Raw genomic sequence first — 25,934 nt, forward strand, 5'->3', positions numbered from 1 at the left:
GCGCGGTCGTCGGCGGGGCGCTCGGGGCGGCGGTCGGCACGGCGAACGGCATCCTCGGGATCGACCGGCGCGAACGCTTCCGGATTTATGCCAGCGCCGAGCGGCGCCCGTCCTTCGCCTATCGCGGGCCGGTTCGGATCGGAACGGTGCTGCCGGAGGATGGCATCGTCTACTACGACGTGCCGCGCGAGTTCGAGCTCGCGGGCTACAACTACACCATCGTCAACGACCATCCCGTGCTGGTCGAGCCGGGCACCCGCCGCATCGTCGAAGTGATCGACTAAGAATTGATGGATGCCATCGACGATACGACGCTCGAAAGCGGTGTTCCTGTCGGGTAATCTCGTGTGCGCGACCACGAGCCGCAGAGAATTTTTCAATCAGGCAGACGCCGTCACGCCGCCTGTTCGAGCGCCTCGACGACCTGGGACGCCTTGTAAGGCTTCGGCACGAACAGCCCGTGATCGGGAACCTCCTCGTCCGCGAGGCGATGCCGGCCGGAGGTCAGGACCAGGCGAATGTCGGGCCACGCCTCGGAGACGCGTTCGGCCAACTTCACGCCGCACATCGTGCCAGGCATGTCGACATCGGTGAAGACCGCGCCGATGTCCGAGCGCTCGTGGAGGATGAACCAAGCCTCGTCGGCCTGGCGGGCCTCCACGACTGCGAAGCCGGCATCCTCCAGCATCTCGACCGCGTAGAGACGCACGAGGTCGTCGTCCTCGACGACGAGGATGAAGCACGTATCGAGGTTGCGCTTTGCCGGCATGGCTTTCCAACAAAGGTTAACGTGATTGGTTGCGGGCCGGATTTGCATGCGCCGTATGAATTTTACGGCGGTGAGCGAACAATTTTTCTGAATGCCGATGTCCGGTGAGCAAACGAATGCCGACACAAGGGTCGAGCGCCCTGTCGGAACGATCTCCGCAGTCTGACGCGAACAGGCCGCCAGCGGCGAGCCGCGCGACGACCTCGGATCAGCGCAGCAGGAGGATCGCGGCGCCCACCACGACGGGGATCGCCACGACGGCGCCGTAGAACAGCGGCATCACCCAGGAGCGTTCGCCGTGAACGTCGGCGGCGGCACGGACTCGCTCAGACGCGGCCTCGTTCTCGCGCGCGAGCTTGATCCGTTGCGGGGTCGGCGGCGTGTCGCCGGCCTCGTCGCAGGTCCCGAGCGGCGCCGCGCCGACGTCGCCGTGGCTGACCTTGTCTCCGGTCCGCCCGCTGTCGATGTCGGCCTTCAGCTGGGCCGAGGTCGGGTTCTCGTCGTCCGGCGGCGTGCCGAAGTCGAGGTTGGCGGGAGAGGGCGGGGTCTCGGAACGCAGGGTCATCGTCGGGCTTCCCAGGAGGATGTCGAACCCGGGAACGGCGGGTTCGACGACGGGTTCAGTTGGCGTCCCGCTGGGCGGGCTGTGGATAGGCCGGGTTGCCGGCCGGCACGTCGCTGGTGTTGGCCGAGGATGGGGTATCGCTCCGGCCGGTCGTGGAACCGGTGATCTGCGCACGCGACGCGGCCTGGCTCTGGCTCGCGTAGTCGGGCGGGGAGCTGGCGCCCTGCCACACCATCAGTCCGACGAGGGCCGCAACCATCAGTCCCACGCTGGCGACCAGCACGTAGAGGGCGGGCTTGCCGCGCTTGCCCTGTCGGCCGGCCTGGCCGGAGAGTTGTTCTGCCACCGTGAAACCTCGCTCGCCCGATCGCATCGGACTTCGGACGGGCAACGTGCAGCGTGTGCGATGGCTCCACCCCTGTGGCGCTGGCGACCGGCCGCCGCGGCGCGGCCCTTTGGCAGGGCGCGGTCCCGCGGATGCCGGCCGCCCTACGTCGGAGGGATCTCGACCAAGGAAACCATCGTGTCCGATCCCCTTACCGATCCCGCCCGCGTGCTGATCGTCTTCTACTCGCGCTCCGGTTCCGTCGAGGCGCTGGCCGTGGCGGCCGCGGAGGCCGCGCGGGACGCCGGCGCCACCGTGCGTGTGCGCCGCGCCCGCGAAGTCGCCGATGCCGACGCGATGGCGAAGGTCGAGGGCTGGACGGAGAACGCGGCGCGGCAGAACGCGCTGTACCCGGCGCCGACCCACGAGGATGCGGAATGGGCCGACGCGATCCTGTTCGGCACGCCCTGCTACTTCGGCGCGATGGCCACCGAGCTGAAGGCCTTCCTCGACATGCTCGGCCCGCAATGGAAGCGCGGCGCGCTCTCGGGCAAGGTCGGCGGCGCCTTCGCCGTCGCCTCCTGGCCGCATGGCGGCTCGGAGGTGGTGACGTTGTCGCTCTACGCGCCGATGGCGCATCTCGGCATGGTCATCCTCCCGCCGGGCTACACCGACGCGGCGATGCTCGAGGCCGGCTCGCCCTACGGCGCCTCGGCCATCGTCGGCGCCGAGAACGCCGACCCGCGGCGCGAGGACCTCGACGCCATCCGCCACCAGAGCCGCCGTACGGTGGCGATCGCCCAGGCCCTGATCGCCGCCGGCGAGATGCCCTGCCGGCGTTCTTGAGCGCGATACCAAGCTGCTGCGCCCCGCCGCGAGGTTCTGCCGCACCAACCAACGCCTCTGGGCGGCGTTGCCCGCGGCGAACGTGAAGGAGACGGCATGGCCGACAAGGCAGACGTGACGACCTACATTCTGAAGCAGGCGCTGGCGGCCAAGGTCGGCGACCACGTGGAGATCGCCGTGGAGGCGGAGGACGGGACGACGTTCAAGATCCGCTCCACCTCCGAGCAGCTCGACGCACTAGTCGGCGACCTCGAAGGCATCCTCGACGCCGACGACGCGGACGACTGACGGCGCCGTCTGATCCCGGGGGCGCCGGTGCGCGGCACCGCGCCCCCATAGGGCCTTCCCCTGAACGCTTCCCCCGACCTCGTCCCAGAGAGACCAACGCCATGAACCATGCCGACACGCCGATGCCGGGCGAGGATCCGGGCGCCCTGATCGAAGACCCCGCGCGCCTCGACGAGGTCGTCCCAGCGAGCGAAGAGGACATCGAGGCCGACCCGCAACCCCAGCCCACGGTCCCGGTGGAAGACGATCCCGCGGTGAAGGACACGGAAGTGCAGCCGACCTGACGGCGTCTCGTTGCGAACGAGCCGCGCGGAAACGTTCTCGCGCGCGGATGACCGACGAAGCCTTCGACACCGGCCGGCAGGTCGCGCAGACGCTCCGAGCCACATCCCTGGAACTGATCGCCTGGAATTGATCGCCAAGGCCATCCTCGGGATCGGCGATGCCCTCGTCACACAACCTGCATGGCCGAGACCGGTCTGCCGCACGCGTGGCACGTGTGCGAGCGTGCCCGCTCGGTCGGCCGGCTGAGCCTGTTCGCGGACGTGCGGAGGCAGTGCGATTTCCTGTACGTTCGGATGAATGCGACGCAGCTCGACCGAAAGTCGCTCCCGTGCCCCAACCTTTCGCCTTCGCCGTGCCTAGGCCGGCAGCGGTGTTCGGCGCGAGCAACGCCCCGCTCGCCTTCTCGGCCACCGGCGGCGACACCGCCTCGGCCGTCGCGGCGGGCCATGTCACCTCGCGCGCAAGGGTCGCCTCGGCTCAGTCGGGGATCTCCAGATCGAGCAAGGCCGAGCCGAGGCCCTTGCCGTGTGCGTCGAGCGCCAGCGAGCGGGTTACGCCGCCGCCGAGGGCGCCCGTCATCACGAAGTTCAGCGCTCCGATCCTGGGCAGCGCGTAGCGCACGACCTGTCCGGTCACGATTTCGCGGAAATGCGCCTGCACCCGCTCCGCCGTGACATGCGCTTCGAGACGGTCGTAATCCGCTGGGTCGTAGGCGATCAGGGAGGTGTTCGAAGTGTTGCCCTTGTCTCCGGTGCGGGAGTGGGCGAGCGCGCGTAGCTTCATGATCCGCTCTCCTGCTCAGGCTTCGACGATCTGCACGCGCGGCGTCGCCAGCGTGGACGGGACGAGGACCGACTGCACGGCCACGACCTCGCGGGCCGACTTCCAGGCGCCGCCGCCGCCGGCGGGGCCGTTGGTGTAGAGCGTCTCGACCTCGTTGCCGATCCGCGCGGCTTCGGCGAGGGTGTCGGTCCGCCCGGCGACGCGGACCCGGACCTCGTAGGGCTCCCGCCCTTCCGACAGGGCCGGCCCGTGCAGCGCGTCGACGCCGATCAGGTCGCAGCGCAACTCGCGCGACGCCACCCCGGTGAGCGCGAGACGCTCGCGCACGATTTCGAGGGCGAGCCGGCCGCGGGCAAGGGCGCCGGGGCCGGCATAGGAGATCTGGCCCTCGCCGACGTAGGAATCGACGTAACCCACCGAGACCTTCAGGAGGCCGGTCGCGGGCGAGCCCGTGGCGCCGGTCGTACGGACGCGATCCGGGCCGACCTGCTCCATCTCGACCTCGGAGAAGTCGGCGACGACGTCCGGCTGACGATAGCGGGCGGGATCGTGCACCTCGTAGAGCATCTGCTCCTTGCACGTGGCGAGGCTGACATGGCCGCCCGAGCCCTCGACTTTTGTGACCTCGACCATGCCGTCCTCCGACACGATCCCGATGGGGAAACCGAGGCGCGCGAGACCCTGGACGTCCTTGAAGCCCGGATCGGCGAAGTAGCCGCCGGTGATCTGGCCGGCGCATTCGAGCAGGTGCCCGCCAAGTGTGCCGCGGCCCAGGCGCTCCCAGTCGTCCATCGCCCAGCCGAACGCGTGGATCAGCGGCGCGAGGAACAGGGCCGGATCGCCCACGCGCCCGGTGATGACCACGTCGGCCCCGGCCGCCAACGCCTCCACGATCGGAGAGGCGCCGAGATAGGCGTTGGCCGAGATGATGCGGCTGCCGAGGTCGGCCACCGGCTCGCCGCTCTCCTCCAGGGCGAAGTCGCCGGCGCAAACCATGTCGAGGAGGTCGTCGCCGGTCACCGCGGCCACCTTCAGCCCGGTGAGGCCGAGCTCCTGCGCCAGCGCCCTGGTCTTCCGCGCGGCGGCGATCGGGTTGGCCGCGCCCATGTTCGTGACGATGCGTGGTCAGCCCCCATTGAAGTGGTCCGCCCTTTGGTATGGCTTTTGAGCCTGGAGGACGGACGAGATGGCAAAGCACCCGAAGCCCGAGGAGATCGTCGCGAAGCTACGTCAGGCGGACGTGCTGATCTCATAGGGCCAGAGCGTGGCCGATGCGATCCGCGCGCTCGGCGTGAGCTCGGTGACATACGACCGGTGGCGACGTGAGTTTGGCGGCCTGAAGTCGGATCAAGTTCGACGGATGAAGAGCCTTGAGACCGAGAACGCTCGGCTTCGAAAAGCCATCGCCGATTTGACGCTGGACAAGCTGATCTTGCAGGAGGCGTCCCGGGGAAGACGTCTCGAGCCCCGCGCGCCGACGCGCCTGTGTCGAGCACATCATGCGGACGATGACCGTCTCCGAGCGCCACGCCTGTCGGGCGCTCGGACAGCATCGTTCGACACAGCGCAAGGTGCCGCGGGGCCGCGACGACGAAGAGGCGCTGACGGCCGATCTCGTGGCGTTGGCCTAGAAGTATGGGCGCTACGGCTACCGCAAGATCAGCGCATTGCTGAAGGCGGCCGGATGGTTCGTCAACGACAAGCGCGTCGAGCGCATTTGGCGGCGTGAGGGTCTGAAGGTCCCAGCCAGACAGCCCAAGCGGGGGCGGATCTGGGACAACGACGGCTCCTGCGTCCGTCTTCGCCCGGAACACCCCAATCACGTGTGGTCGTACGACTTCGTCGAGGCCCGCACGCACGATGGGCGCAAGATCCGGATGCTCAATGTGGTCGATGAGTTCACCCATGAATACCTGGCGATCCGGGTCGCCCGCAAGCTGAAAGCGATTGACGTCATCGATGTGCTCTCGGACTTGTTCATCCTGCGTGGCGTGCCTGGCCATATTCGTTCGGATAATGGGCCGGAGTTCGTCGCGAAGGCTGTGCAAGCTTGGATCACCGCGGTCGGCAGCAAAACCGCTTACATCACGCCAGGCTCGCCATGGGAGAATGGGTACGTCGAAAGCTTCAACGCGCGTCTGCGTGACGAGCTCCTCAACGGCGAAATCTTCTACACACTCAAGGAGGCGCAGATCGTGATCGAAAGCTGGAGGCGTCACGACAACGGCGTGCGCCCACATGCATCGCTGGGATACCGGCCGCCGGCCCCGGAGGTGTTCGTGCCAGCCTTCTCCGCTTGGCCGGCTGCGCTCGCCCGACCAACTCCGCCGGCCAAGCTACTCGTGGCGGAGCGGCCCACCGTGCACTAACTTTACCCTTGGACCACCTCGTGGGGGCCGATCAGTCATGCTCCTCAATGGAGGAAAACGGGCGCCGGTTTGCGAACCTCGGGGAGAGAATATCCTTGTGTCCGACGTGGCTGTCCGCAGTAAAGAACGTTCTCGGCATGATCGCCTCCGGGGTACGGAGGCACGGCACGCGACACTCCGGAATTAACGGGAAGGGTGCGGCGTCTCGGTTTTCATCGTCAGTGCTCCTCAATGGGTGAGGGATCGCAGCTCGGTGGGGGTCAGGCAAGCACGCGTGTTTCGGCTTCCACATCCAAGTTCTCACCTGAAGCTCCTCTTGCCCGATGGGCGGGCGAAGGTGCCGGCGCGCCATTCCTTTCAATGGGCATCAGGCCCGGGTTTTGTACTCGACCGCGAAAGCGCACGTGCAAGGTCAACGACGCGTCGTCGGTCATCCGGGTCTTCGATGTCGAGCCAAGCGAGAACCAGTTCCCGCGCCCCAACCGTTTCGTGGCCGCGGCCTTGCGGGCCGCCATCGGCTAGCGCCGATGGATCGCAGCCGAGCAAATCCGCGATGCGCTCCAGCATCCCTCGCGTTCGTTCGGCCCTGTCGAGGCCGCCGTGATCATCCGTCGGCATACGCACCACTTTCCGGTAATGGTCATCACGGCGGCGGGGCGGTCGGCTCTTCGATGCAGGCGGCCGGGGACGCCATCGATAAGAACTTCGTGAGCGCCCGCATGCTGAGCTTGGGGTGGCCGTCGTCCATCTGCCCGAACGATGGGGCCTCACGGCCGGACGACCATGGAAAACTTGGCGGCCAGCATCGCGCAGACCGCATCGTGGTGGCGTGTAGACTTTAGTCGTTCGAACTCCGCCATCCCCGATTGCATCTCTTCGGTGCCGCGGCGGCTGCCGAGGGCGTCGAAGCAGAGGCGAGCCCGATCCACGATGACTGGGCTGTAGTCTGTAAAGCCACAAGCCGTCGAAGCGCTGCGCAGCATGCCGTGCATCCTGAGGAAGCCGACGCAATCGAAGTCGGCGGCGGTCGTGGATCGCATGCCCAGTAAGAGCACCATCACGATAGCGATTGCCGTCGCCGGCGCGACCCGAAGGCTCCTAGCCATCGGCGCCCGCCCGAAGACCGCCATGCGCCTTCACTTCCGGCTCGCCATCACCGCGAGGTCGCCACGGAAACCGGATATGCGCCAGGTAGGGATACACAGCCGGCAACACGACGAGGGTGAGGAGGGTGGCGGTGGCGAGGCCGCCGATCACCACCGTGGCGAGCGGGCGCTGTACCTCGGCGCCGGCACTCGTCGAAAGCGCCATCGGCAGGAAGCCCAGTGCCGCGACCAGAGCCGTCATCAGGACAGGCCGCAGTCGCATCTCTGCGGCTCGAAAGGCTGCCTCGCGCGGGTCGAGGCCAACGCGTTCGAGATCACGGATGTAGCTCGTCAGCACGACGCCATTGAGGATTGCGATGCCGAAGGTGGCGATGAATCCGATGGCGGCCGAGATCGAGAACGGCAGCCCGCGCAGATACAGGGCGACGATGCCGCCGGTCGCGGCGACGGGCACGTTCAGGAAGATGAGGCCGGCGAGACGGATGTCGCCGAACATCACCACGAGCAGGACGAGGATCGCGGCCATGGCGGCCGGCACCACGACGGAGAGCCGGCTCGTGGCCTCCTGCAGGTTCTGGAACTGCCCGCTCCACTGCAGCGAGTACCGCGGCGAAAGGGGAACCTGCGCCTGGACCGCGGCTTGCGCGTCCCTCACGAAGCTCTGGACGTCGCGGCCGCGAACGTTGGCCTGGACCGAGATCCGGCGCTGGAGCTTCTCTCGACTGATCTGGGCCGGTCCCGTCGCCACGTCGACCGAGGCGACCAGCGAGAGCGGTACCAGCGCCTTTCCACTGCGCCCCACGGGCAGGTCGCGAATGCGGGCGATGTCGCTACGGTCGGCGGACTTCAGGCGGACCACGATGTCGGTGATGGAGTTGTCGTCGCCGTAGATCATGCCGGCGGTGCGCCCGCCGATGCTCTCCACCACGTCGAGGACGTCGCTGACGTTGATGCCGTAGCGGGCGGCCGCCGCCCGGTCGACCTGGATGGAGAGCGCCGGCATGCCGGCCTGGGCCTCGGCCTTGACGTCGGCCGCCCCCGAGACGCCGGAGACTGCGCGCACGATGGCGTCGGCCTTGTCCTTCAGGACCTTGAGATCGTCGCCGTAGAGGCTGATCGCAACATCACCGCGAACGCCCTCCAGCAGGTCGTCCATCCGCATCTGGATCGGCTGCGAGAACGCGTAGGACACCCCCGGCACCTCCGCCCGAAGGCGCTTGTCGAGGGCGGCGACGAGACCCTCCTGGGTGTCGGCCGTCGTCCACGTCGACGGCTCGGCCAGCGTGATGAAGCTGTCGGTAGATTCGACGCCCATCGGATCGGTCGGGATCTCGGCGCTGCCAGTAAGCGACACGACCCGCTTGACCTCGGGGAAGCTCTTCAGCGTCTGCTCGATCCGGTGCATGACCTTGAGCGAGGCGTCGAGGTTGATGCCGGGCAGCTTCTCCGACGTGATGACGATGGAGCCTTCCGAGAGCTTGGGCAGGAACTCGCCGCCCAGGCGCGTCGCTAGGAGGCAACTCCCGGCGAACAGGCCGAACGTCACCAGGACGGTGATCCCCGTGCGGCGCTCGGCCAGCCTCAGCACGGGCGTGTAGGCGCTGCGCGCCCAATGGACGAGGCGGGTCTCGCGCTCGCCGATCCCGGGTCCGGCCAACACGATGGCGGCGAGCGCCGGCATCAGCGTCATCGTCAGGACCAGCGAGCCGGCGAGCGCCAGGATCACGGTGAGCGCCATCGGCCGGAACATCTTGCCCGCGACCCCTTCGAGCGCGAGGATCGGCAGGTACACCATGATGATGATGGCGACCGCGAACAGGATCGGGCGCGCCACCTCGACGGTCGCCTTGCGGATGACCTCCTCGGCCGGACGTTCAGGGTGCTCGCCGCGGGCGCGCAGGACGTTCTCGATCATCACCACGGCGCCGTCGACGATGAGGCCGAAGTCGATGGCGCCGAGGCTCATCAGGTTGCCCTGTCCGACGTCAGCACCTGTGGGACAGATTGAGGGTCTTCACGAACGGAGGATGGCTGGTTCATCGTAGCCCCTGAGGAGCGAAGATGAAGCAGACATCCGGACCGGCCAAGAAGCCGGCAGAAGCGGTGATCAAGGACATTCGCCGGGCCACACGTCGGCAGTTCTCCTCCGAGGAGAAGATCCGTGTGGTGCTGGAAGGCTTGCGGGGCGAGGACAGCATTGCCGAGCTTTGCCGACGTGAGGGGATCGCCGCCTCGATGTACTACGGCTGGTCCAAGGAGTTCCTGGAGGCTGGCAAGAAGCGCCTGTCCGGCGACACGGCTCGCGCGGCCACCACGGATGAGGTGCGGGACCTCCGTCGCGAGACGGGGGCGCTGAAGGAGGTCGTGGCTGATCTCGTCTTGGAGAACCGTCTGCTTAAAAAAAGCATGAGCGGGGCTGGGGGCGACAAGGCATGAGGTACCCGGCCCCCGAGAAGCTGGAGATCATCCGGCTCGTCGAGCAATCCCACCTGCCGGTGCGTGCCACCCTGGACAAGCTCGGCATCACCCGCTCGACGTTCTACCGCTGGTACGACGCCTACCAGCGCGGCGGCCCCGAGGCGTTGAATGACCATCCTTCGCAGCCAAGCCGGGTCTGGAACCGTCTACCTGCAGAGATCCGCGAGCAGATCGTTGCCTTGGCTCTGGAGCAGCCTGAACTCAGTCCGCGTGAGCTGGCGGTGCGCTTTACCGACGAGCGCCGCTACTTCGTCTCGGAAGCGACCGTCTACCGGTTGCTCAAGTCTCAGGACCTGATCACCAGCCCGGCCTATATCGTCATCAAGGCCGCCGACGAGTTCCGCGATAAGACCACCGCGCCCAACCAGCTTTGGCAGACGGACTTCACCTACCTGAAGGTCGTTGGCTGGGGCTGGTACTACCTGTCGACGGTCCTGGACGACTTCTCACGCTACATCGTCGCCTGGAAGCTGTGCACGACGATGCAGGCCAGCGACGTCACCGCCACGCTCGACCTGGCGCTGGGGGCGGCTGGACTCAATCAGGCGCGGGTGATGCAGCGGCCCCGCCTGCTCTCCGACAACGGACCGAGCTACGTCGCCAGCGACCTGGCTGACTGGCTCGGCATTCGGGGCATGACCCACATCCGCGGTGCGCCATGCCATCCTCAAACGCAGGGCAAGATCGAGCGTTGGCATCAGACGCTCAAAAACCGCATCCTGCTCGAACACGCCTACTTGCCCGGCGAACTAGAGACGCAGGTTGCCGACTTCGTCGAACACTACAACCATGCCCGAGCCCATGAGAGCCTGAGCAACCTCACGCCCGCCGACGTCTACTTCGGACGCGGCGAAGGGATCCTGGCCGAGCGGGAACGCATCAAGCGCCAGACCCTGATGGATCGCCGCTTGCGCCACCACGCGCAGGCCGCCTAACCTCTCACTCCAGATGGACCAGAGCCTCCGCTCCTGAACACCGCTGAATGTCCCAAATCATCTGACGACGGACACCACAGGCGGCATGCGCGAGGCGATCAGGTACTCGATCGCCGACCGGAGCAGCCGGAACGAGAGCGGGCTGACGGCCGGCGTGGCGCTCGTCATGCGGTACGCGTCGAAGGCGAGCCCGGCGCAGTGGGCGGCCGCGCCCGGGCAGCCGAGGCCGGCCTCCCAGAGCCAGCACCGCATGACCAGGTCGTCGAGGTGCATGCGGGTCTCGGCCAGCAGCTCCTCGCCCTCCCAGTGGACATCGGACCGGGTCACGGCCAGGGCGCAGGACCGTCGGGCGACGCGGATGTTGGCCAGCGTCGGATCGGCCTGGAGCCGGCGCAGGGTGGCGTCGATCCGCGGCGGGAGCCGGTGCGGCGAGCCCGCCTTGAGCAGGGGGATCAGGAAGGCGGCGAGGTCGATGCGGACGTCCTCGCCGACGAACTCGGCGCCGGCGAGAAGCTCCCGGCTGGTGTTCGGGATGCCGCCATTCGCGGGCGTCTTGCTGATGAAGCTGTCGCGGGCGAGGCGGACGGAGAGGACGGCCTGCGCGCGAGCGCGGGCCTGGTGGTCGGACATCTTGGGCATGGGGGTCTCGCAGGCAGAAGGACACGCGGGGTCGATCCGAGCTCGGGGCTCAGGCTATCGAGGCGGTCCGTTTCTGCAGGCGCGAGGTCATGGCGAAGGTCGTGCTCCGTGGGAGTCCGTAGGATGCATGAACGGGTGGTCCCGTTCAAGACGGGCCGGGGGCGCGCTGAAATCCTGGTGTACGAAAACCTGGACTGATTCAGTCAAAACGACGGGATGCCCCTGGAAATGTGCGGTATAACGATCATTCCGGCTCGAAACCCCCGAAATGTTCGCGATAGCACGCATTTCGGGATGCCCAGTATGCTGGGCATAACCTCGGCATCGGCCGTGGATGCCCATGATGCTGGGCATCCGATGTTACAAACGGCTGACAAGAACCCGGATCGGTCACCCGTTTGTAACATCACCGCCGGCACGACTATCGGGATCCCGCTCGCTGTTGCGGGAATGTCCCTGTTCGAATCCGGACCTCGATGGGACCCTCTCCGTAGGAGGGCTCACCCATGGCCAGCACCGCCACCGCCGTCGACCCCGAGATCTTCGCCCGGCTCGCCAAGCGCTTCAGCGGCAACCCCCGGACCGCGGCCGCCAACGCGCGTTGGGCCGCCCGCATGCGAGGCGAGGTCCCGCCGGAACCGGTCGCTCCCCGGCCGGTGTTCGCCACGGTCGACCAGGCCCTCCGCAACTTCGAGGCTGCCTACGCCACGGCGATCCAGACTTCCCTCGCGGACGACTGGATGGAGGCTGCCGCCCTCGGTAAGCAGCTCGCCAACGCCGTCAGGAGGTCCGCATGACGATCGAGCCCACCGAGTTCGACATGGTCGCCCTGGCGCGTCGGGGCCTGCAGGCGCTCCTCGACGAGGCGGTCGCCGAGGTGGAGTTCGCCCAGCGCTACGCCATCGTCGACACCGGCCTGTGGTCGCCGACCCCCGAGGCGATCGAGGCCAAGGAGCAGGCCCTTAATAATTGGTCGACCGCCGACGAGCGGCTGCGCCGGTTCAACGCGCTCTACCCGGAGCCCGTAGCGCGATGAGCCGTCCCATCCCCACGCCGGCCCGGGCCCGCGAGGCCGTCGCCCGCTACCTGCCGGCCGACGACGAAAGCCGGTTCACCCGGGGCCTGGAGGCGTACGCCCGTTGCCAGGACGGCTGCCTCGATCGGGCGGCCGGGGATCCGGAGTGCCGGGACCTGTGTCGGCGATCGGCTGCAGCGACCCTACAGGCAGGCGTCCCGGCGCTTGAGCGCCGCGTGGACGGCCGCAGCGGCGGCGTCGGCCTCGCCCCCATGCGGGACGACCTCGTTGCTCAGGGCATGCCCGGTGATCGGGTCGGCAACGATGACGGTGGATCTCTCGGTGCCGACGAGCACGCGCAGCGTGAGCTCGACGCGGTCGCCGGAGCCGGGGCCGTCCTCGACGGGGTAGCGGTCACCTTCCCTGGTCATGCCCGCCAGACTGAGCCGGCCCCGGGCGAGAGGCAAGCCCCGCGCGGCGGGCACACCGAGCTCACGATCGCGCGCTTCGTACACGAGGACGCCCGGATCCGCGGCGGGGGCGAGCTCCCCGCCGTGTGGTCGGCTTACAGCTGAGGGAGGGGACCATGAACGTGACCGCATCCTTCGGGTGGCCCCTGCCGAGGCGCGAGCCGCAGCCCGAGCCCCCATCGAACCGTCCGGACGAGTTCTGGTGGGTCGAGACGTGCGAGGGCATGCCCCTGGAACCAGCCAGCATCTCGTTCCAGGGCGACGAGCCGTACGGGATCACGGAGATCGGCTCGGACTATGAGCAGCCGCTGTCCCGGCGGGACGTTCGTCTCGTCGAGCGAGTTGTCCCGTCCGGGCGCCTCGCCCAGGTGATCCCCATCCTGGAGGACGTCCTCAGCCAGCAGACCGCCCCAGTGCCTGACCAGCAGCTCTTCGAGGCGATCGCTTTACTACAGGCGGATGCCTGACATGCCGATACTCGACAGCAAGGCGGCTGGCATGGTTGCCGACCTTTCCGACCACCTCGGGATGCGGTAGCCCACGCCGGAGGAGGTGACCGCCTTCGAGGCGAAACTCGGCACCGAGCCGCGGCACTGCGACGAGTACCTCGAAGACGAGACCGCGCCCGAGTGCCTGCGCCGGTTCCACGACTATCATTGCCGCCCGGCCGCCCTGAAGTACCCCACCGGCGACGAGGCTTTCGACCGGGGCCTGGAGGAGCGCCTGGGCCTCCCCATGTGGCGGGATCCCGTCCCGATGCTGTTCGCCCGGCATGAGGGCAAGCCCGTCCGGGTGACGATGGCCAGCCGGTTCGGGGACGTCGGCATCACCGAGGACCTCGCCGCCGAGCACGGCTACGGCAAGCGCGTCGGCGTCGAGGACCTCACCGAGTTCTCGGACGTGGCGCCGGAGCCGAAGGCGATCGTCATGGTCGGCGGCATCGGCATTCCCCTGAGACGCAAGGGCGTGCGCGAGATTGCCATGTGCATCGAGCAGACCACCGAGCTCACGACCAAGTTCGAGGTGACGTTTCGCGAGATGAGTCCGTTCGTCTCGACGCTGGCTTACCGCCGTGAGACTGGCCCCAATCGGAAGGAGCGCCGGGCAGCCGCGGCCGAAGCACGGAGGCGGGCATGACCCAGCAGGGCATCCACGTCCTAGTCATCATGGCCGCGGTGGCGATCCCGCTGTGGCTCGCCGTCGGCGTCGCGCTCGCGCGGGGCGAGGGCTGACCCTGGCGCATCCTAAACCTGTGGAGCGGGCGCCTACCTGAGATCGCCCAGGGTGAGGCGGCGCTTTACCTTGGCGGCATGGTGTTCCCCGACGCGAAATGGCTGGACTTCCTGAAGGCCGGTCTCCCGGCGTTCTTCGGGCTCGCGCTCGCGTGCGGGGCGGCCATCTACCTCAACCACCTCGGCCTCCTGCCTATGGCGATCCCGGAGGTCGTCGGGCTCAGCATCGCCCTGGTCGGGCTGCTCTCGGGCGGCCTCGCCATCGGGCTGCTGCTGGCGGCCATCTACAGGGGCATCAGCTGGGCGGTGAAGCCGCGCTACGAGGCGCTCCTGTTCAAGCGGCTCGCCGCGAAGCGGAAGCGGGAGTTCGTCTCGTACATCCCGTTCCTCAGCGACAAGGAGCGGCAGATCTTCGGCTACCTGCTGCACCACAAGCGCCGCACCTTCACGAACACCTCCGACTGCGGCTACGCGGGGGAGCTGCTGTCGCTCGGCTACGTCCAGATGATCGCCAAGGGTGGCCAGCACGTCGACTACTGGTCGGTCCCGTTCGGCGTGCCGGACCACGTCTGGGAGGCCCTGGAGGAGAACCGGGACGCCTTCCCCTACAAGCCTCAGCCCAGCTCCCGGCGGGAGCGCGCGGAAGCCGACCCGTGGCGCAAGCCGGGCGTGCCGTAGGCGGCCCTGACCGCCTGCCGAAATGTCGCGTCCAGGGATCGACTCCCCCGCCGATCTGTTCTCTATTCGTTCTCATGGACGAAACGGTGGAGACGATCGTGGACGAGCTCGAACGCACCTACATGGAGGCCGCCGACGGCGACGCGCGCGATGCCCTGCGGCGGGCCCTGGCCGATGCGATGCTGGAGATGGCGAGCCTGTCCGGGCAGGTCAGCCGCGGGTCGTGCGGGCCCGGACGCCGGCGGACCTCGCGAGGAAGATGGGCCCGGAGCGTCGCGAACGCGAGGCGGCTCGGTCTCGGTAGTCGGAAGCGTGGAAAGCCTGGACGCCCTGGGTACTCTCTAAGCCCAGGGATTTGGGTACTTGTTGGGGACTTACCGAAAATCGGGGTCCCGCAAGTCGCTGTAAAGGCTATAGATTTTTGCCACAAAGTGCAGTGGCGGAGACGGAGGGAGTTTCCCTTTAGGAACGCTAACCCATTGTTAACCATATAAGTGTTTGCGTGTGCTGAGGTTTCCGGGACATGACCCGGGACAAATCGGGGACATATGGCCCCTGCTCATGGGTCTCCCTCGTGCCTCGCAAGCCCCATCCCAAGAACGCCTACCTGGAGATGCACGACGGCCACTACCGCGTGACGATGGGCGTCCCCGCGCCACTGCGCGGCATGCTCGGCAATCGCCTGAAGCATTCCCTGGGCACTAAGTCGCTCATCTCGGCCAACGTCCTCAAGGTCCCTGTCGTCAAGCTGTTCAAGACGCGTATCGAGAAGGCCTGGGAGACCATCGGCGGGCGGAAGAGGTCCGAACTCCAGGAAGCCGTCTCGTGGGCGAAGGTGCTGGGCGATACTGGGCTGCCCGGCGGCGACGCTCATGACCACTACGCCGAGCAGCTCCGCAATCGGGTCGCCGAGATCAGGCAGAAGGGGTCGCGCTGGATCACCGACGTCGACGAGGACGGGGAGGCCTACGAAGTCGAGGTCTTCACGGACGAGTCCCTTAAGGCGGCGGAGGCCTTCTCGGCGGTCGCACACGGCAGCGCGACGCCCATTGCCCTACATCACGACGCTTACATGAAAACCCTCAAGATCAAGGCCCGGTCCCTGACCGACGATACGAGGGCGCTCAAGATCCTGCTCGACTGGTGCGCGGCCCGTGAGATCAAGCCTTACCTCGAACGGATCGACATCAAGATCGCCGTCCGCTTCATGGACGAGTTGCAGGATTTCACCGGGCTGAGTTGGGCCACGGCCGCGAAGTACCTCGGCAGGCTCAATCGCTATTGGACCTACCTCATCAAGCGCACGGACATCGGCGTGAACCCCTTCACGGGGCTCACTATCGACAAGCCGAAGGTCGACCCCAACGAGGAGGAAAGGTCGTTCAAGGATATCGAGGTCCAGACCCTGCTGATGGGCAAGCCCGATCCGGGGATGATGGACGTCATGCTCATCGCGGCTCTGACGGGCGCACGCCTCGATGCAGTTATCGACCTGCGCGTGGGTGAGTGCGCCGACGGATGGTTCACCTTCAAGCCTCAAAAGAAGGAAGTATCGGCACGCGACGTCCCGATCCATCCCGACCTTCGCGATCTCGTCGCCGCGCGCGCAAAAGGGAAGGCCCCCGACGACGACTTTTTCCCGGACTGGCCGGCCCCGACGACGAAAGGGTCTATGCGGGAGCGGAGCGCCTATTTCTCGAAGCGCTTCACGAAGTACCGCAGGGAGCTCGGCGTGGCCGACGTTGTCGACGGCAAGCGACGTTCACTCGTCAACTTCCATAGCTTCCGGCGATGGTTCATCACCAAGGGGGAGCGGGCGGCCATCGACGGAGACCTACTGGCGGCGATCGTCGGCCACAAGCGCTCGGGACTGACTCTAGGCCGTTACAGCGAGGGCCCCGAGATGTCGGCGGCTAAAATGGCCATCGCCAAGATCAAGCTTCCTCCCCTCGACGGCAGCCCGATCACGGAGGCTCAGGCCCTCACGCCCCGTAGTCGGACGACAAAGAAAATCATGTGAAGTAGCCGATCACATACGCTGAGGACAGCGGTAGCGGTAGAGGGTAACGAAACACGTTACCCTCTACCGCTACCGCATCCATTCAGAAATTAGGCGGAAACGCTCGAAGGCGCGCCGCCATTGTAAACAACACGACGATCCTGAATATCGAAACGACCGTCAGCGTTGATAACAAAGTAGTTGTCACAATCAACCCTTACCCGAAGTTTTTCATCAAGAGAGATGGGGGTTATAGGTTCAAACCCCACTGCTGCTAGCGCCTTTGTTGGCGCATCAATGGTTGAACAAAGCTCGTCGGCTGTCATAGGGCCACGGGTACGGAGCACACTGGCTAGGTGCTGCATCAACTGATCCCAGAAATGAAGCGATGTGGAAGCCGGAATACCGCGCTTCTTGCCGCCGCCTTTCATATAAATCCGTCCGTGCTTTGAAAATGCAGCGAGTGCTTCAATCAAATAATGGTTTTCAGCCGCCATCTGAGATATGCATGCATCCCGTTGTGCTAAATTTTCCTGCATTTCAAGCTTGGTGATATGTTTTTCAAGATCATCGGTCGGCCCTACATTACAGCCCAGATGATCTCTAGACATCGAAATCGCTTCTCTCGTAAGCTTTGCGATTAGCTTTTCCGCTGCGTCTGGAATATCAAGTAGTGCAAAATGTTTCTTATAATTACGACGCTTGCGCCAGTTAGCGAAAGGAGCCTGAATATCCCTGTCTGACGTCTTCTTACCGACCATACCTACGATGCCAGCATTGTGCGCGAGCAACGCATTCTGTATACTTGTATATGAGACCTCAACGCGTTCCGCTACAAGGGCGTCAGCAAGAAAGTCGAAGAGATTTTGGTCCATGGACGTGCCTCGAAGCTGATATGCTCAGCTTCGAGGTAAGTGATGAAAGATCCGTGTGGGCGCACGGTGAGGCAATGCCGGGGTAGATGCCCCGTCCAGGCGCCTAGCACCATGCTAGAACGGGTTCCCACTCTCCATCTACCAGGGACTCCGCTGAACCATCTAGATCTGCCGCCAGCGGCGTCGTTGCGATGAAATGCTCTACGTCGAAATCGCTCATGACGGTCACTGATGAATGATCGGCCCACCCACCAGGGTCGCAGCCAATTTCACTAATCATAATGTTTCGAACGATGGATTGATCGACTAACTTCTCACTATACATGTCCGCAAAAAATCTCATATAAATTGTGCGACCGCCGATATTCACCCCTGCATCGAATATTCTAATAGTGTTTAAATCGAAAAATACCTGAAGGTTTCTCAGTACGTAGCGCCAATCGGCTCTCTCTCCCCGGATAAGTGGTTGCGGATCGCCTAATGTGATTTCTTTGAACCATACAGGCACCCCTTCAATGTGACCTAGGGGTGTCTCAGATCCAACTAACTCTAATAAACCGCGTGGAAAATCGCTGGGTTCGCTTGGGTCGCGATATTCCAGCTTGACGGCTTTATTAGCGCCGCCATTTGCCCCTAGATCGTCGGAGTGATTTTCCCACCCTTTTGGGATCTGACCAAGCGATGTCCCCATTCTCGCTTGAACGTCTGATAGGCTAATAATCTTCCCGCTGATCTTTTCAACGAAAAGTCTTCGCTGGGGTGTTTCGACCGAATGGAGGTCTGTGTCGAAAATCTCGATCCCCGCGGCGCGGAACCAAGCACCGATGGTTGGGAGAACATATTTGGAGCCGACGCGAGGATAGTCTCCGGCCCAGATCTCGCAAACCCGCCCGTCGGTAACCCGGCGGAAGTCCCCCTCAAAGCCCCTGATTAGGCCCGTTTCAAGCAGTTTCTGGCCGACTAAATCCGTTGTCTCCCCTATGGGCTCGCGACGAAATTGATCCCCTATATTAATTTTGGGGGTATCGGTTTTTGCCCTGCGGGACCCGTTCTCAAGCTCGTGCCGGACGGCCTCCCAATGAGCTTCCGACCCCCCATTCTCCATCTCGTTGGAAGCTAGCATCTGCCTGTACTTTAAACGTTTTTTGGGGTCCTCCATGTCCTGGCGAAGCTCCGGCGGCATCGCTTGAAGCATCGCGGTTGTGAGCTGGACGGCTCGTATACCGTCGCCCAAAATCCCGTCCTCCTCGGAGGCGGACTTGGCGGAAACCTGGCGGAAGAGGACACCGCCGGACTCCCGGTCGAGCCACTTCATATAGAGAACTACCGCTTCCGCAGCGTCCCTGAGGAAGCCTTGGTGGAAGCGACCATAGCCCGCGTGGACTTCAGACGTGACCCGATGGCCCAACCAAAGCTCGGCTTGGATGCGAGGAACGTCCGGACCACCAATGTGAGGAGAGCTGCATTCGATGAGAGAGTTGCAAAAATCGCGGAAGCTCGATGGGATCAGGAGAGGCTGATTAAGCTTTGTCGCAATTCGGGCGATTTCAGTTCTTACAGCCTCATATGAAATAGTAATCCATTGATCATCGCCCCATGAGGACATTTCATCGTAAATCATTAGCGGAAATGGTAACTGTGGGCGGCGCTTAATATTTGCTGCGGTGTTACGAAAAAACCCCATCGTAGCAGCGTTCTTATCGGTAGCAGTAACTCTTCTCCTTCGTGCATCAAAAACATGAGAACCAAAATTCGTTCTGATCATGCGTGAATTTAGCTCAAAGATATGCGATGGGCGCATAGCGGTGTAGAGGGCGAGAAACATCCACCTTCGTACGGGCTCGTTATTTGATACTTCCCGAAGTACGAGCGCCATTGTTTCGGGATCAGGATGCCAATTCTGCGGTTCGGGGTCATCCAAATCGAGTAGATCGCAGATAATTCCACGGTTGAGAATAATTACAGGACGCTCAAGTGAGAAAATGTTGTTATCGCCGTCCTTTGTACATGCGCTCCTTACCGCAGTAGCAAATGCTACCATGCAATTTCTGGCCGCGTGTACGCCCCACTTAGGCGCCATCTTCTTAATGATTTCATGCTGCATGTTTGGCGACAATTGCGACATTGTCACGCCGGGATACTCTTCATTGATGATAGACTTTAAGCGCGTGAGACTACTCTTTCTTGTTTGACCACTCTCATCGTTTCTTAGAGTATCGATAAAGCGGCTGATGACGACCGATACATTAGGATCGCTGGCTAACGGCGAGTCGTTGTAACCTAGCGAGAAAACAAAGCTCATAACGAGATCTTCCGCCTCGTGTCGGTCCTTGGTCCCCAATGTTACGTGGTCAACATCACCCTTTTCGGGAAGTTGCCAGTACATCCTATAATTTTCAGACGGTCTGAGATGCTTGATATAAAAACCTCGATGGTTGAAAATCCGGCCTTCGACGTTCTTCTTGTTTGCTGTATCGGCGCGTTCCTTTGCTCTTTCGCAGATAACCCTCAAAACGTCGAGACTTGGGTAGCCCTTTTGACGTACGCGCTTTCGGAGCGCTGCTAGCCTGACATCCGCAAAACCCTCTGTCTGCGCTCTGCCGTCAGTTCCCTTTCGCTTTCTCGGCGGGACCCTGAGGATTGAGCTCTTTGTCTTGCGTGACTCATGCTCGGTTCGGGAATGATCGGACATGCTTCAATGTAATCCTGCTTCAAGATTGCTTCAACAAAGGCGCTTAGCTCATCGCGTCGATAAAAGATGGTCCGCTTGCGACGCATAAAACCGATGCGCCCTGAGTAACGGGCATACCTGAGTTCCTTATCCTCAAGAATATGCCCAAACTCTGCATAAGCTTCCGTCTCAGTGAGAAATTCATTTGGGGTCCACTGCTTGATAGACTGTGCAGCGGCTGGTTGACGTTCGCCATTTATAGAAACGACGTTCCGGAGCGGTTCTTCCTCATCATTTGCGCTACGCTTTCGATTAGACATCCTCATCACCTTCCGTACATTTTTGATTTACGCCCGCCGGCTCTTGGAGGGGAACTTCAGCCAAGCGTTACCGGATCGTTTGCGTGGAGACTGTCGCCACGCGATCCATTTGGCTCATCACGCTGAAAGGCATTGCTTGGGTGACTGGGCCCCTGCCAGTGAACCTGTATCTGTGTGGAAGTGGATGGCGCCGTCCCACCTGGCAGTCTGCTGCGGCGTTTACCGGGGGCAGTGTTGCTCGGGTAACGGGAACGCGACCACGTTACCCTCCGACCGCCGTCGGAACTTAGCTTCCATCGCCAATTCCTCGGCGAGCTGCATTCCCAGATCGACCTCGGTCAGGATGGAGCCGATGAGGGCTCCGAAGGTTTGCGGGTCGAGGGCGAGCCTTGCCCGCATCAGATCCGTCAGAACCATGACAATCTGCTCGTCGGCGCTGTTCCTACTCATGGCCGCCTCCCGTGCTGATCGAGTCATTTTCCTCAGCGCCGCTCTTGGCGGGAGCCTGAGGAGTGGCGTCTTCCACAGCGAGCTTGGTGCCCTGTGCGCCCATCCCTCGGCTTAGCGCCATGAACGGAAAACGGATGACATTGCACCGCGGAGGCCTTGGCGGAGGGGGCTCATGGAGGAGCCCTGAGCGTCGTTCGGCTTCACCCATGGCGGCTGCACCAATCTCCTTCATGATGGCCCAGGCCAATGCGTTGAAGTGTTCCGGAGCGATGACTGTCTGGATCATGGAGAGGCGTTGGTGCACTTCCATGACGAGTTCGGCTGGAGACGCCTCACGCATGATTGCCTCCCGTGATGAGCAGGGGCGCCCCGATGTTGGGAGCCTTTGACTGAGCGTGATTGATGATGCGGCGCAGACCCTGGCCGTCGATGATCCGTGACTTGGCGAGAGCGTGAGCCACGCAGTCGATCACATGAGCGTTTGCGGCCACATGCGTTTGCGCCTGGGCATACAGCCGGGTGAGATCGCGCTCCACGACAGCTCTGAAGGTCGCATCGGTTCGCACGAGATCGATGGCCTGTTCATCGGTGGCACGCATGGCGAGGCTGCCGCCCAGGCCGAGCGCGGCATGGCAAGAAGCGATTGTTCGGGTGGCGATCCCAAGATCGGACGCGGGATGCCCCCCGGAGCCCGCGGAGACGCCGCCCCAGTGCTCGTCCGCCGCTCGGCCCGCGAGGATTGTTACGACGTAGGCATCAAGCTCGTCCCGGGTGGGGGAAGCCGAGCACAGGAGCCTGGCCTTCATGTAGCCCGCCGTCGTCCCGGTGGGGATGATCGAGACGTAGGAGACTTCTGAGACCCCCAAAATGACGGAAAGGCAGGCGTGGCTCGCCTCGTGCCTCGCCGTCGACAGGATCTCTTCGGGCGAGCGTCGGTCGGGAGGGGCGATCTCGGCCATCAGGTCGGACGCGATCATCTGTCGGCCGGCGACCCGCGCCGCCCGGCGTGCGCCCTTGACCCAGCCGGTGATCTCCGCGCCGGTCGAGCCGGCGCCCAGGGTCGCCAGCGCTGACAGGTCGATGCCGGGCAGGTCGCCGGCGAGATGCTGCCGGAGGATGCCGGCTACGGCGGTCGCGTTTGGTGGCTGGAGATGGATCACGCGGTTGAGCCGGCCCGGGCGGACCAAGGCCTCGTCGAGGGAGGAAGCGTAATTCGTTGCCCCAATGATGATCAGCTTTCCGGCATCGCCAGAGACAGCACTGTCGAGAGTTAGGAGAATATGGCCAATGATGGGGGCCCAATAATCGCCATTACGGCCTAGGTTAGAACGTCGAGGCAAACCATCGAGTTCATCTAGTAGTAGTACAGATGGACCATTTGCGGCTGCTTGGGCGAAGATTCCATCCACGAACTTAATAATTTCGTTGATGTACCCTCCAGTCGAAGCGAACCAATTTGCCACGGAAGTGGGGACGAGCGGCACTCCGAGGGACTTGGCGACTGATCTTGCGAATGAAGTCTTACCAAGTCCTGGTTGGCTAGCAAGAACAATTGCGCGGTCGACCTGAGACCAGGAGAGGGTTCCTTCACGCCATGACTGTACGTCTTCGACGAGCTTGAGCGCCCAATCCTGGGCGGGGCCCTCGTAGCCATGAAGATCCCGAATGTGGGGGACGTCGGCGAGGCTGGGATCAGCGAGCGACCTCGAATGCGTCATGGAGTTCAGGCGACGGACGCATTCGGCCGGGGTGGAATGGGTGCGGATCGCCGCGCATAGGTCATGGAACCCGAGACCGGTGGCGACCCTGGGCGGAAGCCTGCGCGGACGCCGTCCCGTGACCTGACGGATCACCTCGGAGATCGCCCTGTTCGACGGGGTGGAGATCTCGATCCGGATGTCGGCGCCCGCCACCAGGGCGGACGGCAGGTAGCGGCCGGGGGCATTGCTCACGCCGCCAACGTTGTGATTGCCACAAAGGTAACGACCCACGTCATCGTTACCGGTTTCAGGGCGGTCCTGAAGGCGGCTGGCCCCGTTGCGGGCCACCATGTGGGGGAAGGACCCGAAGCCGTGGAGAGCATTCTTGATCGGCTCAACCCAATCGGCGGAGGGGACGCCGACGACGACGGCTACCCCCCTGAAGCCGCGGATGCGGGCGCAGTCCCGGTCCGACAGGACTTCCTCCAGAACCGTTCGGGCCAGGATCGCTGACATCGAGACGGTTCGGGCTTCGAGTTCGGAGTCGGCGACCTCTGCGAGGTAGTCGTTGAGGTTGGTGGGCTGCTCGCCCTTTGCGAGCGTCTTGAGAGATGGTTGCTTCTTGGCCATGGGGCTGCCTCCGTCACAAGGCAGCCGGGCTCAATCGAGCGCGCCGGTCAGGCCTTGGGGGTTGGATCGGAAAAGAGTTCGGTGGCGCGGTTCTTGGTTATTCGAAGTTTCATCGGGAGCCTCCGGATGGGCGTTTCGTTATGTTTGGCGGGACCGGCCTCCTCGCGTCGGGGAGGGTGCTTGCGGCGGTCAGCGAGAGGGCTTGCTCGCCGTGGCGATGCGATGATCCAGCGTTACCAGGACGGCCCTCAGGGTGCCGGCGAGGCCATCCTCGCAGCGTGCGGCATCCTCGAAAATTCGACGGATCACCGTGGCGAGAAGGGCATCGGTGCTGATCGCACGCGGCGGCGGGTCTGCGAACGATGGATAGGACGGCGTGTGTCGGGTTGGGGTATCGGTCATGACGCTCGCCTCAGACGGAGGCGAGCGAACGCAAGCGCGCCGGTCAGGCCTCGGAGGAGTTTTGGGGAATGGGCGCTGGTCCGCCGGTCGGCGGCAGGGCTATCCCTATGAGGCGGCGATTGGTCGTCACGGTTCAGGACCTGGGCAATAGACTTGCACGACATCCACTCGAACCAGCGACGTCTGGAACGAATGGAGAACGTAGAAATGGGATACGATTGCCTGACGGTCAAGCCGGATCAGTAGAAAACCCTGGCCTCGTTGCAAGGCGGCTGTGGATCCGAGTGGAAAATGGGGTTCATTTCTGATGGTTAGCAAACCATTAGAGCCGGCTGGTCGCTGCGAGCCGTTCGATGGCGGCTGCAAGCCGGTAGCGGAACGCGTCGTCCGTTACCGCACTATCAAAGCGCCGAAAAATATTGTTTGAGGACGATGCCCAATTAAATTCCGATGCCAGCCTTTTTCATTAATATACTATATATTTCTAGCGACTTCTTGCTGGTTAGTTTTAATTCTTGTAATATATCACCAGTATATTCTTGTGGGCGATATAATGTTATCCGATTTTGCAAATCCTCAACCGATTTTTGAAAGGATACTACAGAATTTGAGTATTCAGGAATAACGTACATCAATTGAACAGAAGAAAACTGAAGCTTGGCAATCAAACGATTAGCATCAGCTATTTGCTGGTTATATTTCTGCTGATCCTTCTCATTGATCGCCTTGCTTATCACATCGATCAAATCTTTAGTGCTATCAGCAAACGATTTCATATTATCCACGAGAAACTCGCGTTTCGCGGCTTGTATTTGGAATTTTTCGTTTATCGATGGCGCAAGTTGATAGGTTGCATATGCTCCTAGAGCCATGAGTATTAGACTTAACCAGACGGGTATATTCTCTCCGACCAGCAGTTTCCACGCAGCACGGAAAAAACGGGAAACGTTATTCATTTCTTGACCTGCGCTGGGCTCGACAAGCCAATGATCTTTCTAGCTTCGTTGCCTTCCTTCATAGCGTCCTTAAGCGAAACTTTGCCAATAGATTTTAAAAAATGGTTCATCGATACTTCAAGATCATGAGCTGTCGGGTCATTAGGAGAGACTGAGTTTTCTACGATAATGCCAGACTTTAAATCGGCGACTGAAGCGTCGCTTGTCAATACAGTTACCCCGAGACCAACGAATGCAGCCAGCGAAACTGAAGCCCCAATAATTCTCCAGTATCCTGGGGATGCAAAATCGACTACAATATTATCTACGCTTGCTTCTGAGAAATGCTCTCTAGTAAATTTTCTTACGTCATCAATGACAGGAAAATCATTATTGCCGTCGGCTGAAAAGACAGCGTGCGCTGCAACAAGAAATGCAATGAGATCGCTGGATTGGTTTAGAATAACAAAATCGGCTCCATCGTATTTATCTGCTGAGATAAGACTGCTTGAATTACCTGCAAAAATATAAGATTTATAAGCGTATTTCAGTAAATCTTCGGAGTCTTTATCAATTTTAATGCGGCGAATTGCCGGGGGTCGTCCGATTTTTCTCTCAAGATGAAGGCTAACCTCTCTTCTCGGAACGGTATTGAGCCATTTTATATCTCTTATAGGAACATTTTTAGTAGAAAGTCTGTCTCCGGTATATTTCTGAGTTGGATCGAATTCAGATGCTATTTCTCCAATTTTTAGGATTGAGCGCAGCATTCCTTCGAATTCGTCTCTACCTGGAACAATAACAAGATCGCCTGCTTTCGCCTGGCTGTATAGACGAATAACACTGCCGCTAAGCGCTTGTAGGTTTCCATCATCAAAAGTTGAATTCGAATATAGACTTAAATCATCTGATGGTTTATTCTTACCAGTAGTTTCGTGATAATCTCTAAAAGATATAGACCTGCGCACGGCTTGCCTGACCTTCTTACGGTCTTTTAGAGTCTGTCCGGCATCATGATGTTTTCTGACAGAGCTTTCGGGTCATGAGGCGGATGGAGGCCAAGAGGACGAACGCTCGCCCTTTCCGGCTTTTGCATTCCCAATCCTTCGCGAGACGGCGGCAGCGGTTGAGCCAACCGATCGTTCGCTCGACAATCCAGCGCTTGGGCA

General features: G+C 62.6%; 27 protein-coding genes and 3 pseudogenes. 12 read left to right on the forward strand and 18 right to left on the reverse strand.

From position 1 onward, the window contains the following. Nucleotides 1-284, forward strand: a 284-nt coding sequence (locus tag FV222_RS02090) for a DUF1236 domain-containing protein (RefSeq protein WP_147812844.1), incomplete at its 5' end; no start/stop codon positions are given. A 110-nt stretch (nt 285-394) separates the two neighbouring features. On the opposite strand, the gene FV222_RS02095 is transcribed toward FV222_RS02090, so the two are convergent. The 3 genes from FV222_RS02095 to FV222_RS02105 form a co-directional block, all read right to left on the reverse strand. After that, nucleotides 395-769, reverse strand: a complete 375-nt coding sequence (locus tag FV222_RS02095; RefSeq protein ID WP_147751368.1) for a response regulator — start codon at nt 767-769, stop codon at nt 395-397. Nucleotides 770-977: 208 nt separating this feature from the next. After that, a complete protein-coding gene (locus FV222_RS02100) occupies nt 978-1,334 on the reverse strand; it encodes a hypothetical protein (protein WP_147751353.1) in 357 nt (118 codons plus the stop codon). A gap of 55 nt (nt 1,335-1,389) precedes the next feature. Continuing rightward, on the reverse strand, nt 1,390-1,680 hold the full coding sequence (locus FV222_RS02105) for a hypothetical protein (RefSeq protein WP_187277180.1): 291 nt from the start codon (nt 1,678-1,680) through the stop codon (nt 1,390-1,392). A gap of 177 nt (nt 1,681-1,857) precedes the next feature. Between FV222_RS02105 and wrbA the strand changes: the two genes are divergently transcribed. From wrbA to FV222_RS02120, 3 genes are all read left to right on the forward strand, one after another. Next, nucleotides 1,858-2,505, forward strand: a complete 648-nt coding sequence (wrbA, locus tag FV222_RS02110) for an NAD(P)H:quinone oxidoreductase (protein ID WP_246685286.1) — start codon at nt 1,858-1,860, stop codon at nt 2,503-2,505. A gap of 96 nt (nt 2,506-2,601) precedes the next feature. Next, on the forward strand, nt 2,602-2,793 hold the full coding sequence (locus FV222_RS02115) for a hypothetical protein (protein WP_147812846.1): 192 nt from the start codon (nt 2,602-2,604) through the stop codon (nt 2,791-2,793). Between the two features lie 101 nt (nt 2,794-2,894). Beyond that, nucleotides 2,895-3,077 carry a hypothetical protein gene (locus FV222_RS02120; protein ID WP_147751349.1) on the forward strand — a complete coding sequence of 61 codons (183 nt, stop codon included), beginning with the start codon at nt 2,895-2,897 and terminating at the stop codon, nt 3,075-3,077. A 478-nt stretch (nt 3,078-3,555) separates the two neighbouring features. Here FV222_RS02120 and FV222_RS02130 read toward each other — a convergent pair whose 3' ends face one another. Together FV222_RS02130 and FV222_RS02135 are read right to left on the reverse strand one after the other, a co-directional pair. Further along, the gene (locus FV222_RS02130; protein WP_147812847.1) at nt 3,556-3,861 is read right to left on the reverse strand and encodes a hypothetical protein; all 306 of its coding nucleotides are present in this window, start codon (nt 3,859-3,861) and stop codon (nt 3,556-3,558) included. A gap of 15 nt (nt 3,862-3,876) precedes the next feature. After that, nucleotides 3,877-4,983: pseudogene (locus tag FV222_RS02135) on the reverse strand (acyclic terpene utilization AtuA family protein); the annotation flags it as partial. Nucleotides 4,984-5,047: 64 nt separating this feature from the next. Here FV222_RS02135 and FV222_RS02140 point away from each other — a divergent pair. Further along, nucleotides 5,048-6,230: pseudogene (locus tag FV222_RS02140) on the forward strand (IS3 family transposase). Between the two features lie 260 nt (nt 6,231-6,490). On the opposite strand, the gene FV222_RS02150 reads toward FV222_RS02140, so the two are convergent. The 3 genes and pseudogenes from FV222_RS02150 to FV222_RS02160 all read right to left on the reverse strand — a co-directional run. Beyond that, nucleotides 6,491-6,745 (reverse strand): hypothetical protein, encoded by a 255-nt coding sequence (locus FV222_RS02150; protein WP_147812848.1) that lies wholly within the window; start codon nt 6,743-6,745, stop codon nt 6,491-6,493. A 252-nt stretch (nt 6,746-6,997) separates the two neighbouring features. Next, entirely contained in the window at nt 6,998-7,360 is a 363-nt protein-coding gene (locus FV222_RS02155; protein WP_147812849.1) for a hypothetical protein, read from the reverse strand. After that, nucleotides 7,329-9,311, reverse strand: a pseudogene (locus FV222_RS02160) (efflux RND transporter permease subunit); the annotation flags it as partial. The pseudogene FV222_RS02160 and the gene FV222_RS02155, both read right to left, overlap by 32 nt. Nucleotides 9,312-9,397: 86 nt before the next feature. Between FV222_RS02160 and FV222_RS02165 the strand changes: the two are divergent. Then, a protein-coding gene (locus tag FV222_RS02165) for an IS3-like element ISMex16 family transposase (RefSeq protein WP_147812850.1) occupies nt 9,398-10,749 on the forward strand; the annotation gives its coding sequence in 2 pieces (ribosomal slippage) (nt 9,398-9,734 and nt 9,734-10,749; 1,353 coding nt in all). A 57-nt stretch (nt 10,750-10,806) separates the two neighbouring features. On the opposite strand, the gene FV222_RS02170 is transcribed toward FV222_RS02165, so the two are convergent. Then, nucleotides 10,807-11,388, reverse strand: coding sequence for a hypothetical protein (locus tag FV222_RS02170; protein WP_147812851.1), 582 nt, complete (start codon nt 11,386-11,388; stop codon nt 10,807-10,809). Nucleotides 11,389-11,894: 506 nt separating this feature from the next. Between FV222_RS02170 and FV222_RS02175 the strand changes: the two genes are divergently transcribed. Beyond that, a complete protein-coding gene (locus FV222_RS02175; RefSeq protein WP_147812852.1) occupies nt 11,895-12,185 on the forward strand; it encodes a hypothetical protein in 291 nt (96 codons plus the stop codon). After that, the gene (locus tag FV222_RS02180) at nt 12,182-12,424 is read left to right on the forward strand and encodes a hypothetical protein (RefSeq protein WP_147812853.1); all 243 of its coding nucleotides are present in this window, start codon (nt 12,182-12,184) and stop codon (nt 12,422-12,424) included. The genes FV222_RS02175 and FV222_RS02180 overlap by 4 nt, the downstream gene beginning before the upstream one ends. Nucleotides 12,425-12,606: 182 nt before the next feature. Here the strand turns inward: FV222_RS02180 and FV222_RS02185 are convergent, their stop codons facing one another. After that, nucleotides 12,607-12,834 carry a hypothetical protein gene (locus FV222_RS02185; protein WP_147812854.1) on the reverse strand — a complete coding sequence of 76 codons (228 nt, stop codon included), beginning with the start codon at nt 12,832-12,834 and terminating at the stop codon, nt 12,607-12,609. 155 nt (nt 12,835-12,989) lie between these two features. On the opposite strand from FV222_RS02185, the gene FV222_RS02190 reads away from it, so the two are divergent. The 4 genes from FV222_RS02190 to FV222_RS02210 all read left to right on the forward strand — a co-directional run bounded on the left by FV222_RS02190 (nt 12,990) and on the right by FV222_RS02210 (nt 16,803). After that, on the forward strand, nt 12,990-13,340 hold the full coding sequence (locus FV222_RS02190) for a hypothetical protein (protein WP_147812855.1): 351 nt from the start codon (nt 12,990-12,992) through the stop codon (nt 13,338-13,340). Between the two features lie 85 nt (nt 13,341-13,425). Beyond that, on the forward strand, nt 13,426-14,010 hold the full coding sequence (locus FV222_RS02195) for a hypothetical protein (RefSeq protein WP_147812856.1): 585 nt from the start codon (nt 13,426-13,428) through the stop codon (nt 14,008-14,010). A 173-nt stretch (nt 14,011-14,183) separates the two neighbouring features. After that, nucleotides 14,184-14,783 (forward strand): hypothetical protein, encoded by a 600-nt coding sequence (locus FV222_RS02200; RefSeq protein WP_147812857.1) that lies wholly within the window; start codon nt 14,184-14,186, stop codon nt 14,781-14,783. A 574-nt stretch (nt 14,784-15,357) separates the two neighbouring features. After that, entirely contained in the window at nt 15,358-16,803 is a 1,446-nt protein-coding gene (locus tag FV222_RS02210; RefSeq protein ID WP_147812858.1) for an integrase, read from the forward strand. 89 nt (nt 16,804-16,892) lie between these two features. On the opposite strand, the gene FV222_RS02215 is transcribed toward FV222_RS02210, so the two are convergent. From FV222_RS02215 to FV222_RS02255, 8 genes are all read right to left on the reverse strand, one after another. After that, nucleotides 16,893-17,657: a hypothetical protein gene (locus FV222_RS02215; RefSeq protein WP_147812859.1), complete on the reverse strand. Its 765-nt coding sequence runs from the start codon at nt 17,655-17,657 to the stop codon at nt 16,893-16,895. A gap of 103 nt (nt 17,658-17,760) precedes the next feature. After that, nucleotides 17,761-20,349, reverse strand: a complete 2,589-nt coding sequence (locus FV222_RS02220; protein ID WP_147812860.1) for a hypothetical protein — start codon at nt 20,347-20,349, stop codon at nt 17,761-17,763. 518 nt (nt 20,350-20,867) lie between these two features. Continuing rightward, entirely contained in the window at nt 20,868-21,098 is a 231-nt protein-coding gene (locus FV222_RS02225; protein ID WP_147812861.1) for a hypothetical protein, read from the reverse strand. Between the two features lie 332 nt (nt 21,099-21,430). Then, nucleotides 21,431-23,428 (reverse strand): AAA family ATPase, encoded by a 1,998-nt coding sequence (locus FV222_RS02235; protein ID WP_147812863.1) that lies wholly within the window; start codon nt 23,426-23,428, stop codon nt 21,431-21,433. Between the two features lie 189 nt (nt 23,429-23,617). Further along, nucleotides 23,618-23,830 carry a hypothetical protein gene (locus tag FV222_RS02240; RefSeq protein ID WP_147812864.1) on the reverse strand — a complete coding sequence of 71 codons (213 nt, stop codon included), beginning with the start codon at nt 23,828-23,830 and terminating at the stop codon, nt 23,618-23,620. A gap of 440 nt (nt 23,831-24,270) precedes the next feature. Beyond that, nucleotides 24,271-24,786, reverse strand: coding sequence for a hypothetical protein (locus tag FV222_RS02245; protein ID WP_147812865.1), 516 nt, complete (start codon nt 24,784-24,786; stop codon nt 24,271-24,273). Further along, on the reverse strand, nt 24,783-25,733 hold the full coding sequence (locus tag FV222_RS02250) for a hypothetical protein (RefSeq protein ID WP_147812866.1): 951 nt from the start codon (nt 25,731-25,733) through the stop codon (nt 24,783-24,785). Before FV222_RS02250 ends, FV222_RS02245 begins: the two co-directional genes overlap by 4 nt. A 43-nt stretch (nt 25,734-25,776) precedes the next feature. Beyond that, nucleotides 25,777-25,934 (reverse strand): transposase (locus tag FV222_RS02255; RefSeq protein WP_147812867.1); only part of this gene is annotated, 158 nt, incomplete at its 5' end.

It is taken from the genome of Methylobacterium sp. WL103 (assembly GCF_008039885.1).
GTDB classification, from domain to species: Bacteria; Pseudomonadota; Alphaproteobacteria; order Rhizobiales; family Beijerinckiaceae; genus Methylobacterium; species Methylobacterium cerastii.

Coding starts and splice junctions, on each gene's coding strand:
- FV222_RS02150 (WP_147812848.1), bottom strand. CDS start 6,745: ATGGCGGCCCGCAAGGCCGCGGCCACGAAACGGTTGGGGCGCGGGAAC.
- FV222_RS02170 (WP_147812851.1), bottom strand. CDS start 11,388: ATGCCCAAGATGTCCGACCACCAGGCCCGCGCTCGCGCGCAGGCCGTC.
- FV222_RS02200 (WP_147812857.1), top strand. CDS start 14,184: ATGGTGTTCCCCGACGCGAAATGGCTGGACTTCCTGAAGGCCGGTCTC.
- FV222_RS02220 (WP_147812860.1), bottom strand. CDS start 20,349: ATGTCCGATCATTCCCGAACCGAGCATGAGTCACGCAAGACAAAGAGC.
- FV222_RS02235 (WP_147812863.1), bottom strand. CDS start 23,428: ATGGCCAAGAAGCAACCATCTCTCAAGACGCTCGCAAAGGGCGAGCAG.
- FV222_RS02130 (WP_147812847.1), bottom strand. CDS start 3,861: ATGAAGCTACGCGCGCTCGCCCACTCCCGCACCGGAGACAAGGGCAAC.
- FV222_RS02100 (WP_147751353.1), bottom strand. CDS start 1,334: ATGACCCTGCGTTCCGAGACCCCGCCCTCTCCCGCCAACCTCGACTTC.
- FV222_RS02115 (WP_147812846.1), top strand. CDS start 2,602: ATGGCCGACAAGGCAGACGTGACGACCTACATTCTGAAGCAGGCGCTG.
- FV222_RS02225 (WP_147812861.1), bottom strand. CDS start 21,098: ATGAGTAGGAACAGCGCCGACGAGCAGATTGTCATGGTTCTGACGGAT.
- FV222_RS02095 (WP_147751368.1), bottom strand. CDS start 769: ATGCCGGCAAAGCGCAACCTCGATACGTGCTTCATCCTCGTCGTCGAG.
- FV222_RS02185 (WP_147812854.1), bottom strand. CDS start 12,834: ATGACCAGGGAAGGTGACCGCTACCCCGTCGAGGACGGCCCCGGCTCC.
- FV222_RS02240 (WP_147812864.1), bottom strand. CDS start 23,830: ATGACCGATACCCCAACCCGACACACGCCGTCCTATCCATCGTTCGCA.
- FV222_RS02190 (WP_147812855.1), top strand. CDS start 12,990: ATGAACGTGACCGCATCCTTCGGGTGGCCCCTGCCGAGGCGCGAGCCG.
- FV222_RS02155 (WP_147812849.1), bottom strand. CDS start 7,360: ATGGCGGTCTTCGGGCGGGCGCCGATGGCTAGGAGCCTTCGGGTCGCG.
- FV222_RS02215 (WP_147812859.1), bottom strand. CDS start 17,657: ATGGACCAAAATCTCTTCGACTTTCTTGCTGACGCCCTTGTAGCGGAA.
- FV222_RS02175 (WP_147812852.1), top strand. CDS start 11,895: ATGGCCAGCACCGCCACCGCCGTCGACCCCGAGATCTTCGCCCGGCTC.
- FV222_RS02180 (WP_147812853.1), top strand. CDS start 12,182: ATGACGATCGAGCCCACCGAGTTCGACATGGTCGCCCTGGCGCGTCGG.
- FV222_RS02120 (WP_147751349.1), top strand. CDS start 2,895: ATGAACCATGCCGACACGCCGATGCCGGGCGAGGATCCGGGCGCCCTG.
- FV222_RS02245 (WP_147812865.1), bottom strand. CDS start 24,786: ATGAATAACGTTTCCCGTTTTTTCCGTGCTGCGTGGAAACTGCTGGTC.